This window comes from Salmonella bongori NCTC 12419 (genome assembly GCF_000252995.1).
GTDB lineage: Bacteria > Pseudomonadota > Gammaproteobacteria > Enterobacterales > Enterobacteriaceae > Salmonella > Salmonella bongori.
Genome location: NC_015761.1, coordinates 1,599,021 through 1,611,836 on the forward strand (window position 1 = coordinate 1,599,021; position 12,816 = coordinate 1,611,836).

The 12,816-nt window shown below is 45.2% G+C and carries 13 protein-coding genes and 1 pseudogene; 6 read left to right on the forward strand and 8 right to left on the reverse strand.

The window, feature by feature from the left end; translation table 11 throughout:
* Positions 1-37 precede the first annotated feature (37 nt).
* The 4 genes and pseudogenes from SBG_RS07520 to SBG_RS22540 form a co-directional block, all read right to left on the reverse strand.
* Positions 38-1,651: a methyl-accepting chemotaxis protein gene (locus SBG_RS07520; protein WP_000528557.1), complete on the reverse strand. Its 1,614-nt coding sequence runs from the start codon at positions 1,649-1,651 to the stop codon at positions 38-40.
* Positions 1,652-1,820: 169 nt separating this feature from the next.
* Positions 1,821-2,939: an S-(hydroxymethyl)glutathione dehydrogenase/class III alcohol dehydrogenase gene (locus SBG_RS07525; RefSeq protein WP_000842136.1), complete on the reverse strand. Its 1,119-nt coding sequence runs from the start codon at positions 2,937-2,939 to the stop codon at positions 1,821-1,823.
* Positions 2,940-2,970: 31 nt separating this feature from the next.
* Positions 2,971-3,246 (reverse strand): metal/formaldehyde-sensitive transcriptional repressor, encoded by a 276-nt coding sequence (locus SBG_RS07530; protein WP_001120767.1) that lies wholly within the window; start codon positions 3,244-3,246, stop codon positions 2,971-2,973.
* 187 nt (positions 3,247-3,433) lie between these two features.
* Positions 3,434-3,631: pseudogene (locus SBG_RS22540) on the reverse strand (M15 family metallopeptidase); the annotation flags it as partial.
* A 364-nt stretch (positions 3,632-3,995) separates the two neighbouring features.
* Between SBG_RS22540 and SBG_RS07535 the strand changes: the two are divergent.
* Together SBG_RS07535 and SBG_RS07540 are read left to right on the forward strand one after the other, a co-directional pair.
* Entirely contained in the window at positions 3,996-4,610 is a 615-nt protein-coding gene (locus SBG_RS07535; protein WP_000080859.1) for a DUF3828 domain-containing protein, read from the forward strand.
* Positions 4,611-4,934: 324 nt separating this feature from the next.
* Positions 4,935-5,606 carry an SOS response-associated peptidase gene (locus SBG_RS07540; RefSeq protein WP_000334633.1) on the forward strand — a complete coding sequence of 224 codons (672 nt, stop codon included), beginning with the start codon at positions 4,935-4,937 and terminating at the stop codon, positions 5,604-5,606.
* Here SBG_RS07540 and SBG_RS07545 read toward each other — a convergent pair.
* The 4 genes from SBG_RS07545 to SBG_RS07560 form a co-directional block, all read right to left on the reverse strand.
* Complete coding sequence (locus SBG_RS07545) at positions 5,599-6,864, reverse strand: Y-family DNA polymerase (protein WP_000457827.1); 1,266 nt, start codon at positions 6,862-6,864, stop codon at positions 5,599-5,601. The two genes, SBG_RS07540 and SBG_RS07545, sit on opposite strands and share 8 nt — an antisense overlap.
* A 2-nt stretch (positions 6,865-6,866) precedes the next feature.
* Positions 6,867-7,286, reverse strand: a complete 420-nt coding sequence (locus tag SBG_RS07550) for a translesion error-prone DNA polymerase V autoproteolytic subunit (RefSeq protein ID WP_000971106.1) — start codon at positions 7,284-7,286, stop codon at positions 6,867-6,869.
* 208 nt (positions 7,287-7,494) lie between these two features.
* Positions 7,495-7,839: a DUF1294 domain-containing protein gene (locus SBG_RS07555; RefSeq protein WP_020844308.1), complete on the reverse strand. Its 345-nt coding sequence runs from the start codon at positions 7,837-7,839 to the stop codon at positions 7,495-7,497.
* A gap of 143 nt (positions 7,840-7,982) precedes the next feature.
* Positions 7,983-8,699, reverse strand: a complete 717-nt coding sequence (locus SBG_RS07560; RefSeq protein WP_000997194.1) for a hypothetical protein — start codon at positions 8,697-8,699, stop codon at positions 7,983-7,985.
* A gap of 1,082 nt (positions 8,700-9,781) precedes the next feature.
* On the opposite strand from SBG_RS07560, the gene SBG_RS07565 reads away from it, so the two are divergent.
* The 4 genes from SBG_RS07565 to SBG_RS07580 are packed head-to-tail and all read left to right on the forward strand — an operon-like array spanning position 9,782 to position 12,627.
* Positions 9,782-10,540 carry a transporter substrate-binding domain-containing protein gene (locus SBG_RS07565; protein ID WP_000897696.1) on the forward strand — a complete coding sequence of 253 codons (759 nt, stop codon included), beginning with the start codon at positions 9,782-9,784 and terminating at the stop codon, positions 10,538-10,540.
* A gap of 6 nt (positions 10,541-10,546) precedes the next feature.
* Positions 10,547-11,194, forward strand: coding sequence for an amino acid ABC transporter permease (locus tag SBG_RS07570; protein ID WP_000094608.1), 648 nt, complete (start codon positions 10,547-10,549; stop codon positions 11,192-11,194).
* Between the two features lie 24 nt (positions 11,195-11,218).
* Positions 11,219-11,950, forward strand: coding sequence for an amino acid ABC transporter ATP-binding protein (locus SBG_RS07575; protein WP_000478543.1), 732 nt, complete (start codon positions 11,219-11,221; stop codon positions 11,948-11,950).
* On the forward strand, positions 11,947-12,627 hold the full coding sequence (locus SBG_RS07580) for an amino acid ABC transporter permease (protein ID WP_000560157.1): 681 nt from the start codon (positions 11,947-11,949) through the stop codon (positions 12,625-12,627). The genes SBG_RS07575 and SBG_RS07580 overlap by 4 nt, the downstream gene beginning before the upstream one ends.
* Positions 12,628-12,816 lie beyond the last annotated feature (189 nt).

A 12,816-nucleotide genomic window follows, 5' to 3' on the forward strand; every position in this document is an offset into this window, starting at 1 on the left:
CTGCGGCTAGAAGTAGCCCGTAGGCGCTTGTTAATGATTAAAGGAAAGAGGGATCTGTCCCCTGTAAACGAAATGCGCCGACGGCTTGCGTCAGGCGGGCGGCTTGTTCTTCAAGTGAGGCCGCCGCTGCTGAAGCCTCTTCTACCAGCGACGCATTTTGCTGCGTAACTTTGTCCATTTCGGAAATCGCCTGACTTACCTGAACAATGCCACGGCTTTGTTCATCGGAAGCCGCCGCGATCTCAAGCATGATATCGTTGACGCGCTTTACGGCTTCCACAATCTCATTCATGGTGCTCCCCGCGGCGACAACCTCGTCAGCGCCCTGTTCTATCAGGTTGACCGATTCGCCGATCAACCCCTCAATTTCTTTTGCTGCCTGCGCGCTGCGGCTGGCAAGGGTTCGAACCTCACTGGCGACCACCGCAAATCCCCGTCCTTGCTCCCCGGCGCGCGCAGCTTCAACCGCCGCATTCAGCGCCAGGATATTGGTCTGGAAAGCAATACTATTAATGACAGCGGTAATTTCTGAGATTTTTTTCGAGCTGATGGAAATATTTCCCATTGTTTGAACCACCCCGGAAACGATCTGGCCTCCACGACTGGCTTTACCGGAGGCATCTTCCGCCAGTTTACTGGCGTGATGCGCATTATCCGCATTCTGTTTAACGGTTGCCGTTAACTGCTCCATACTGGCGGCGGTCTGTTCAATGGCAGCGGCCTGCTCTTCCGTTCGAGAAGACAAATCCGTGTTACCGGCAGTAATTTCGCTGGTGCCGCGATAAATTTCCTCCGCGCTCTGACGCACTGCCCCTACCGTTTGCTGCAACGAATGCTGCATCTGCTGTAGATGACGGCTCAGGCGGCCGATTTCGCTGCGTCCTGCGGGCTCGTCATCCATGGTGAGATCGCCCGCTGCAATACGTTCGATACGTAATGCAGCCTGTTGTAGCGGTCTGATCACCGTACGGCGCAGCACCATAAAGGTCATTAATGTCAGCACCAGCGCTAACGTAAATGCGCCAATCATAAACATCATACCAAGCCGGGTACGTTGGTACGCCTGCTCGCCCAAAAGCTTCGCCCGCCCGGTGCGCAGTTCAATGGCTTTCAGCAGGACATGATTATATGCCGTATCCAGTTGTTTTGCGTGCTCGTTTTCATGGTTAATAATCGCTTCGAACATGCCATTTTTGGCAAATTTCAGCATCGGTTGTAACCCATTGATATAGGCGGTGTAGCGGGCGTTAAGTTCGTTATCCAGCGCCTCATCTTCAGGTGTTTTAACTGCTCTGGACATATAAGCGTTAAAGCCATCCTGAGATTGCTTGATCTGCATTTCTGCGGCGGCAATATTGGCCTTCATTTCATCCATTTCGGCAATACGGCTCGCCGCGCCGGCGTGGATCATATTGATACGTGCGGTGCGCAAGTGGTTAGCGCTGTTGGATAATCCCATCCGGACCTGGATTTCGTCCGTTACATCACGCTGATCACGATCGGCTTGTAGCAGAAAATAGCCTGCCAGCCCGGCGCTTAATGCGAAAAGAAGAAGGATGCCACCGAGAATGGAGGAAAACAGCGGAACCAGCCGAATGTGATGCAGGAAGCCCCGCTTATGCGAGGCTTGTATCGATAATGTGTTGCCCATGACCTTCTACTCTCTTGTAGGTTTAATGCGTGTAAACACGCCCGTTAGAGAGTCATCGGCACGTCATGACGTTTGCTTACCACGAAAAGCGCAGCCTTCATCACATTTTCACAACATTCATTCCAGAAAATTCAGCAAAGCGCCAGCAGAAAATCCGCTGGCGGATGAATCAGTTATCACCAAAATGGATAACGGTACGGATGGATTTGCCCTGATGCATGAGTTCAAAGGCATCGTTAATCTGCTCCAGCGGCAGGCGGTGAGTAATAAAAGGATCTAAGCGAATTTTGCCGTTCATCGCATCTTCTACCATGCCTGGCAACTGCGTGCGCCCTTTCACACCGCCAAATGCGGAACCGCGCCAGACGCGGCCTGTCACTAACTGGAAGGGGCGGGTTTTAATTTCTTGCCCTGCGCCCGCGACGCCAATAATAATGCTTTCTCCCCAGCCTTTATGGCAGCACTCCAGCGCCGCACGCATCACATTAACGTTACCGATACATTCAAAGCTGAAATCCACGCCGCCATCTGTCAGCTCAATAATGACGTCCTGAATCGGTTTGTCATAATCATTCGGATTAATAAAGTCTGTAGCTCCCATTTCACCCGCCAGCGTAAATTTTTCCGGATTGGTATCAATAGCTAAAATACGCCCTGCTTTAGCCTGAACCGCCCCCTGAATGACTGCCAACCCGATACCGCCTAAACCAAAGACGGCAACGGTATCACCCGCTTTCACTTTGGCGGTGTTATGGACAGCGCCAATACCGGTCGTTACGCCACACCCCAGCAAACACACTTTATCCAGCGGTGCCTGCGGATTAACTTTCGCCAGAGAAATTTCCGCACAAACAGTATATTCACTAAAAGTACTGGTTCCCATGTAGTGATAAACAGGCTCACCATGATAGGAAAAACGGGTGGTGCCATCTGGCATAAGCCCTTTTCCCTGCGTTGCGCGTACGGCCTGGCAAAGGTTAGTTTTACCGGATTTACAGAACTTACACTCGCCGCATTCCGCCGTATACAGTGGAATAACATGGTCGCCAGGTTTCAGGCTGGTCACCCCCTCGCCGACCTCAACCACCACACCGCCACCTTCGTGTCCCAGTACTGCCGGGAATACGCCTTCCGGGTCGTCGCCGGAAAGCGTAAAGGCATCGGTATGGCAAACGCCCGTATGGGTGATTTTGACCAGGACTTCACCTTTTTTCGGCGGCGCAACGTCAATCTCGACAATTTTTAATGGCTGACCGGGACCAAAAGCAACTGCTGCACGTGATTTCATATGTCTCTTCCTGTTACGGTGAGGGGAATTGTTATTTTAGATAAGCACGAAGGAGATGACCGATTTCCGCCATCCGGAGCGCGCGCTGATCTGGCGTGGTATCCCCGCTGACCAGCTCATCTTTCAGGTGGATTTCAACCATTTCACCCATTAAACCATTGGATGCACCGCGTACGGCGGCTATCTGTTGCAAAATTGCCAGACAAGGTTCGCCGGACTCAAGCGCTCGCTCCAGCGCCTCGACCTGCCCGCGTATACGACGAACACGAGTAAGAATACGTTTTTTATCTTCAGGTGAATGCGGCATACCACTCTCCATATACTATAGAGGGGTATACTATCAGAATTTTTATTTAATTGTAAAACATAAGATTTTTTAATATCAGGGAGTTAGCAAATACGGGTGATGGACATATTGGGAGGCGCGCTTAAACGCCTGTACTATTTATTCGTAGTATTTCCAGTCCCGTGAGCCGCCGGGGCAACCCGGGCGGATACGCATAAACGTCAATAGCGTGTCCTGTCAGGTGGCGGCTCTTCATTGTCTGGCTCTTGCCTGCCGCCACCAGTTCTATTTGGCGCTCTTTCGTGCGCAAACTCTCAGTTACGCAAAAATCTACTGGCGAGAGCGAAAGCGTCACGCCTGCCAGACTCTTCTCACTGCATTTATTGAATTGAAAGGTCATATTTATCTCGCATATCGCAAAACGCAGTGGGTTATTTCATGAATTTATTTTTTAAACACATAAACGATCCCGATATTGGTTAATATCGACACAAAATTAATTACAAAAACTATTAAATTTTTGGCATAACGTTTCTGGGTTGTGTTTTTTATTATAAAGGGAAGTTTTATGGACTGGGATAAACACAGAGTTGTTGAATATGCACGAATGCACGCAGGCAGTTCAAGCCAACGCAAATGCGCTCATTTTGTTTCAAATGCGATCCGCGCTGGTGGGGCACGGCTAATCAACACTCATTTCGCAAAAGACATACGGGCAAATTTATACGCCGCAGGTTTCCGGCCAGTATCGGGCTCACCACAGGAGGGGGATGTCGCAGTTATCCAACCCACCCACGGACGCACGGAGGGTCATGCCTGTATATATGACGGTCACGGCACCTGGTATTCAGATTTCAAACAACGAACTATGTACCCAGGTGACACCTATCGTGCTCAACAACCACCCTATCAACTCTACAGGCATAACTGACATGAAACCCCTGATTATTTTCGGCGTGTTAATCTGCCCCACCGCTTTTGCAGGCGTGCCCTCTGACGGGCCTGAGGTGGCCGCCCTCAAATTCAATCACTGGTATATGTCCCAGCTCGCACAGGACAAAAACCCCCTGGCAGACTATGAGGGGCTCCGTCCCTACGTCACATCAAACACAATCACCGCCCTAAAAAAATCAAACTCAGCAGACCCTAACATCGGGGACGCTCCTGACGCCGATATGTTTATAAAGGCGCAGGAGTGGGATGATGACTGGCAGCAGATTGAGATCGTGTCATCAGACTATGATCCAGTCTGTATGCAAATCTACGTTTCGTTCGGTGTAAAGCAGAAGCACACCGTTATTGACTGCATGGTGCAAGAGGACGGGGTCTGGAAGGTCCAGTCTGTTGCTGGTCAGGCGATTCTACGAAACGTGAGCCTGAAATAACCCACCTGAAAACCCGCGAAATGAACTGCCCCCAGAAGTTGGACACTAAACCAACCGATGGGTGTGTAGTTCATGGTTTACCGGGTGTACTCATCGTGGATTAAAGAATTTAACGGTGGCCAGGTGAGTATGCTCAATGATAAATATAGCATTGTCCCCATTGCGCCCCTGAAGGCGGTAAATAACTAAAAAATATTAAAATTCAAATTGTTATGTAAACCACTCTATACAATAGAGGGGTTTACTATCATGTTTTTTAATTAATAGTAAAAAATCCAGACTCGGTCTTAACCTATACTTTTAGTCTAATGACTGGAGGTTTCTATGTGTGGACGCTTTGCACAAACTCAGGCACGTGAAGAATATCTGGCTTACCTGGCCCATGAGCCTGGGCGTAAGATCGCGTATGACCCCGAACCGATCGGACGATACAACGTTGCCCCGGGCACCAAAGTCCTGCTGCTGAGCGAACGTGACGGGCAACTGCATCTCGATCCGGTCTTCTGGGGATACGCCCCCGGATGGTGGAATAAGCCACCGCTTATCAATGCGCGCGTCGAAACTGCGGCCACCAGCAGAATGTTTAAACCTTTATGGCAGCATGGGAGGGCAATCTGTTTTGCTGATGGTTGGTTCGAATGGAAAAAGGACGGCGGCAAAAAGCAGCCTTACTTCATCCATCGCGAGGATGGTCAACCCATCTTTATGGCGGCAATCGGCAGTACACCGTTCGAACGCGGGGATGAAGAGGAAGGTTTTTTGATTGTGACGGCAGCAGCAGACCACGGTCTGGTCGATATTCACGACCGCCGCCCGCTGGTTCTGTCACCAGAGGCCGCACGGGAATGGGTGTGCCAGGATATTAGCGGAAAAGAGGCAGAGGTGATAGCAGCAGAGGGGGCCGTGTCCGCCGACAAGTTTATCTGGCATGCCGTAACGCGCGCTGTAGGAAATGTGAAAAATCAGGACCCGGAGCTGATCGAGCCAGTTACTTAACATGTAGCAGATCGGAAAACCTTGTCGTGTACCGCGGTGACAGCATTTCACGTTTCATTTGCCACTGCTGCTGTATCCCTTGCCCGGCGAAATACAGAGTGCCTTTTCCTTCCTTTGCATTAAGCGCATCGAGCGCTTGCATCAACTTCTCGCTGCCGGGACGAGGCGCATTGTCATCAAATAAATTAAGCTGGGCTAATCCCTGGCTGAAAAAGTCACCCAACAGTACCCCCGCTTTCTGATACCAGTGCCCATCCTGCCAGATTGCATCCAGACAGTGTGTCGCAGCGCTAATAATATCTCTGCTATCCTGGGTTGGCGTAAGCAGCTTTACCGATGCATGGTTACTGTAATACGGTTCGTTAAGCGCAAACGGAGACGTTTTGACAAAGGTCGATATAAAGCGGCAATATTGGTGTTCGCTGCGTAGTTTTTCCGCCGCTCGCGAAGCATAACAGCAGATAGCCTGGCGCAGAGAATTATAATCAGTAATACGTTCGCCAAATGATCGAGAGCAGATGATTTCCTGCCTTACGGGAACAAATTCCTTCAGATCCAGACAAGGTTCGCCACGTAACTCCCGCACTGTTCTTTCGAGTACGACATTGAAGTGTTTCCGGATAAAGTGAATATCGCTGTCAGCCAGATCCAGCACCGTTCTGATCCCCATGGCTTCAAGCTTCTTGCAGATACGGTGCCCCACTCCCCACACCTCCCCCACCGACAGTACCGCCATCAGTTTACGCTGACGCTCAACATTCGATAAGTCAACTACGCCACCCGTCGATTGATGCCACCGTTTTGCTGCATAATTAGCCAGCTTTGCCAGGGTTTTGGTCTGCGCAATACCTACCCCCACCGTCAGGCGGGTACGTTGTTGTATCGTGGCGCGAATTTCCCTGCCAAAATCGGTCAGATCACGGCAGTTTCTTACCCCTGTCAGATCGCAGAATGCCTCATCAATACTGTAATGCTCCACCTGGGGTGAGAGGGCTTCCAGAATGGACATCACCCGGTGGCTCATATCGGCATAAAGCTCATAGTTACTACTGAAACAAACCACGCCATGTCGGCTGAATATCGCTTTCTGTTTAAAATAGGGAGCGCCCATTGCTGCCCACGGCTTTGCTTCTGCCGATCGTGAAATGACGCAGCCATCATTATTTGACAAAACGACAACCGGTCTCCCTTTCAGGTCAGGCCGAAAGGCCTGTTCACAACTGGCATAAAACGCGTTCACATCAACCAGTGCAAACATGGTTACCCTGCCGTTTTCACGATAAAAGTCACGACGCCGAATATATCCAGTATATCCTCGCTGCCGATAATAATAGGCGTGTAGGCGCTATTCTCCGGTTTGAGCATGACAACCGGGTGGAGTTGTAGCCGTTTCACCGTGAATTCCCCCCCGACGGCAGCGATAACAATGTCGCCATGCGCAGGATTGCGGGCACTATCAACAATCAGTAAATCACCATCACCGATGCCCGCCCCAAGCATTGAATCGCCTGCGGATTTTACAAAATACGTGGCACTGGGATGCTGCACCAGTAGCTCGTTGAGGTCGATACGTGTTTCAACGTAATCCTGAGCTGGCGAGGGAAAACCGCAGGGAACAAGGTCGCTGAATAACGGAAAGGTTCTGAGTGTGCGACATTCCGCAGACTGAAAAAACATCATGGCAATCACCCTTTTAATTTACTGTTTTTATATACAGTAGTTTTTCATAAAGGATAGATCAAGACAGCCAAAGCTATCAATCTTTATGTCTGTATAACGCCATGATTTTTTACTCAGAAGACGGTGTCTGTTCAATGTACAGGCCCCTTAAACCTTGTTGAAGGTTTCCTGAGTGTGCATTGTACGCCAGCAAAGATCCTGACGAAGTTCAGGCAGGTGAAAATGGATAGAACTGATAAGCCACCACCATCATTGAAATACTGATTATCACACTGAAGATGAAGTATGTTTTAAAAGGTTGCTTCTGCGTTTTATGGCGGAAGAGCCGTTGACCAACGATCGCGCCAGGCCACCCTCCTACCACCCCAAAGACCAACAACGTGGATTCCGGTACTCTACGCCAGGCTTTACGTGCCGCCAGTTTGTCTACTCCATAAATCACCAGCGTTAACACATTGGCGAGCAGAAACCACATCACGAAGGGATGCAACGTAAAAAAACTTCCTGCCGCCGCGCAGGCCAGTAGCAAATAGCAAAAATGGTTAAGATTCATATCATTAGTCACAACAATGCTGAGAGGATATCAAAGCCGCATTATACGCAATATACAGAAATGCGTCATATAACTGTCACATGAATAACTTATACAATGAGAAAGGAAGGGATATTTATCGCCTAAATATCCCTGTTAATTTACTAAAGTCTGACCTTAACGAGGGCGATTTCATAAGAGTGACCATCATCTGGTCTAAAGATAATAAACCTATTATTATTACTGGTAAAGGATTTTGATAAAACAAAACTATCATGATACCTGGCCAATACATAGTACCAGCCACCGTCATATAATATCATCTCATACTCTTTTTTTAATTGCGGCTTATAAGCCCCAACAAAAAAAGAAAAGAGCCAAAAATATATAATAAAACCAACCATAATTATGGCCAAACAATTCTTTCGCACCCAGGTTAACTGAGTAAGGCAAATTACTGGCATCAATTTACTATAAAACCGCATTCCCACAGACAAGCATAAAGCCACCAGGAAAACGATAAGCAAAAACTCCCATAGAAATGTCTTCGTTAATATAGAAAATTCAACAACCAGAGGAATAAAAAACAAAACCGCGGCTAAAAAAAGACGTACAAAACTAAGATCTTTAATACGCGCTTTCTGCTTTACTATAAAAAATAATAAAATACCAACCCCCCATGCCATTATAAAAATAGCCATCAGGCTAATAGCATGAAATAGACTTCTGGCAATATTATCTGGTCCAACCCCCACATACCACCAGGGAAAACCATAATAAGCAGACACACCCCAACCATAAAAATAAGCGCTCCCCCAACCCAGACCACCTAAATAAGCTAAAAGTATCGAAGAATTTTTAATAATCGAATCATCATTCATTCTATATTAACCTGTATAAAATTATTTCAATAACTGACACAAAATCAAGAATACATCTTCAGGTTACATCAAGGTGATTAATAGATAGTATATGATAAGCACTCAAATTATTCAGTTTACACCCTCTCTATGAATCCATGAGGATATACTGTTAATTAAGATGACAGTCAATAACGAATAATAGCAGCCAGCCATTACATTTCTAAGATTAATTCCCGTTCGTTGACAATATATTTACTTTCATTATTAATAATAAAGAGTAAATGCATTTCATCTCTATTAATCTTCAATCACATTAGCCATATTAACTCCATAACGGTTCATAAACGGTGCGCCCCTTCTCACTCACTCAATCGGTGCAATCTCCATAACGAATCATAGCCTGCGAAGAAAACATTCTCGTACAGTAATGACATTCTGTCATTCCGTAAACGTTCCATTGCCAGCCGCTTTTCGTTAGCATGATAACAATATGGTGGTAATGTATTTTTGGGAGGGGAATGCGCAAAACCGACAAAAATATCACCGATTTTACCATTGGCAAGATAACTTAATGGAGAAACCACGTTACGCCTGTTTGTTATCCGGATAGAAATATTAATCCTGGATTTATTAGTTGTATTTATGTTTATCTCACAAGGTATATGATACTAATTTAAGAGTTTTGCATCTGTATCAATACATATTAAGAAATTTCTTAATTAAGGATTTTATCTATTAAAACAAGTTAACATTTTGATAACTATACTAACGTTGAAGGGGATACTGCCTGACTTTGACTGTCTGAACAGCCAAATAATCTATATGCTTACAAATATAGATAACGAGAAAACCAATAGCGCTCAAAAAATGTATTTGACAAGAAAAGATAAGCCGTTATATTGGCCCTGAATAGGTTGGTAAGATGATAATTAGAGACATTAAAACCCCGGTCACTGAAGTATTTATCTGCTTATCATAGATAACATGTAAACGTAAATGGAGCATAAACAATATCATATTGTTTATGTCTGCATATGTCAGGCGCAATCCTGATTGTTAATTTATAACACGTATGACCTTTCTACAGGAGCATAAATAACATGTTGTTCAAAAAAATCGTCTTACCGGTAGTATTAGGAATAATGTCATCATCAGCTTTTGCGGGCAGTATCGTTGAAGGAAAAACGCTTAATGTTGCAGTATCACCGGCCTCGCCTCCCATGTTATTTAAAAACGCTGATGGAAAATTACAGGGAATGGATCTGGAACTTCTCTCATCTTACTGTCAGTCACGGCATTGTAAACTAAATATCACCGAATATGCCTGGGACGGGATGCTTGGCGCGGTGGCCAGTGGTCAGGCAGATATCGCGTTCTCGGGCATTTCAATCACAGACAAACGTAAGAAGGTTATTGATTTCTCAGATCCTTATTACCTTAACTCTTTTTATTTAGTCAGTATGGCCAATAATAAAATAACCATAAAAAATTTAAGTGAATTAAATCAGTATTCTATTGGGTATCCCCGGGGGATGGCTTACTCTGACCTTATCAAAAACGATCTGGAGCCCAAGGGTTACTACTCGTTAAACAAAGTAAAACTGTATCCAACGTACAATGAAACCATAACCGATCTAAAAAACGGCAATCTTGATTTGGCATTCATAGAGGAACCTGTTTACTTTAGTTTCAAAAACAAACAAAACATGCCGATAGAAAGCCGTTATGTTTTCAAAGGAGTTGATCAACTTGGCGTCGCCTTTAAGAAAGGTTCTCCAGTGCGTGACGATTTTAATTTATGGCTTAAAGAACAGGGACCACAGAAAATATCCAGCATCGTTGATAAATGGATGAAATAGTAATTTATGTCATCACATAATATGCTGACAATATTTTATTTCTTACTGGAAGGAGTGAGTAACACTCTGCTTGTAACATTTACCTGTTTTCTCTCAGCTTTTTTTGTCGGGCTTGCAGTCGCCGTATTACGGCGGCTATGCCCTCGCCCACTGCAGCGAATGCTCGATATCCTGGTTTTTACACTTCGTGGAATTCCGGTATTAATTGCTGTTTTTCTTGTTTATTTTGGATTGCCATCGATTAGTATAAATGTTTCCCCGCTGATGGCCATGAATATCAGTATTGGCTTAATCAGCGGAAGCTATCTTGCAGAAGTGTTCAGGGGAGCACTGACCCTGGTTGAACCCGTTGAAATAACGGCAGCGAAAATTGCTGGCATGAGTCGATTACAAATTATCCTAAACATTGAACTACCACAGATGTTGCGTTTTTCTGTACCTGCCATTATCAATGAATTTTCTTCTGTATTAAAAGCAACGCCCTTTGCTTATACAGTTGGTATCGCCGAGATAACGAAGCAGGCCATGTCTCTGACCGCCTTCACAATGAACGGGTTGCAGATCTACGCCCTTTCCGGAGTCTTATATTTTACTATTTATAAAATATTTATTCTTCTGGCTGGATTCTTTGAAAAAAAGTATCGCATTGATTGAAGTATAAAATAAAAGGTAACTCATATGTTTTTAATCGAGTTAAAAGAAATAAGCAAAGAATATTCAAGCAAACGAATCCTTGATGCAGTCAACCTGAAGATTCAACGCGGGGAAATAAAAGTTGTCATGGGGCCATCTGGATGCGGAAAAACCACGCTTTTACGTTGTCTGGTCCGACTGGAACAACCTGATGATGGGACTATTTATTTTCATGGCAGGAATATTTATGATAAAGGATTTAATATTCTCGAGTTCAGGAAAAAGGTCGGTTGCGTATTTCAGAATTACGCTTTGTATCGTCATCTTACTGTCATGGATAATATTACTCTTGCGCTGTGTAAAGTGTTTAAGATGCCCCGAGAGGAGGCCCGGGATAAGGCCTTACATGAACTACAAAAACTTGACATGGTGTCACATAGCGAGAAATATCCTTCCCAACTTTCAGGTGGACAGCAACAGCGCGTTGCCCTGGTCCGTACAATGGTTACCGATCCCGAACTCATTATTTTTGATGAACCAACGTCTGCGCTTGACCCACTCATGACCCGCGAAGTCGGGATGTTGATCAAACAGCTTCACAGCAATGGCGTAACCATATTATGTGTTACTCATGACGTTCGTCTCGCCAGACAGCTAAGCAATGACGTAACATTTCTTAACCGTGGCAGGATTCAGGCAGAAGGTGCTTTTACAGATATTACTTCACAGGAAGCAGATCCGGAAATTCACTTTTTTTTTAGTGAGGCAAAACAATGATCGCTGGCTGGCTCCTTTTCTTTAATGACCTGGCTGAACAGCTTCCACTGGTCCTGGATGGCATAAAGGAAACCTGTAAGCTTGCGCTTATCGTTTCTGTTACCGGTTTTTTATGGGGAATTGTCATTTTTTTCCTGAGACTTAGTCATCGGGCAGTAGTAAAAACGATAGCCAAAATGTACATGGATTTCTTTATCGGCACACCACTTATTCTCATTTTATTTGTTATTTATTATGGCCTACCACCAATCGGTATTAATCTATCCCCTTTTACTGTTGCGGTGACAGGATTTACATTAAACGTGGGGGCTTATAATGCCGCATACATGACCACCGCCTATAATGCATTGAGTAAATATGAAACTGAAGCGGCAATCGTTCAGGGATTTAACAAACAGCAGGTGTTTTTTTTGATAATACTACCTCAGGTATTCCTGTCCTCTATTCCAGCCTTAACCAATCAGGTAATTAATAACCTTAAAGACAGCTCCATCGTTTTCCTAATCCAATACACGGAATTTTTTGCACGTATTCAGGAAGTTGCAGCAACAAACTTTAAATTTTTTCATGCCTATTTTTTTGCCGCCATTGTGTATCTTACGGGCGTTACGTTTATTGTCATTTTGAGCAGACTTCTGGAGCGTAAGTTGCTACGCCTCTACGATAAGGATTATTGAATTGAGCTTAATTCATTACTGAGTGCGATCAATATCACACCTATTGTTGATTGGTGTTTTAAGTTATATTATTGCGTTATATATATTCACTATCATGAGCTTCGCTATTATATGTATGTTTATTAACTGTCATAATATAATGGCCGCTTAATATATGCGATGAATTTCAACTACCGAATCATATTACTC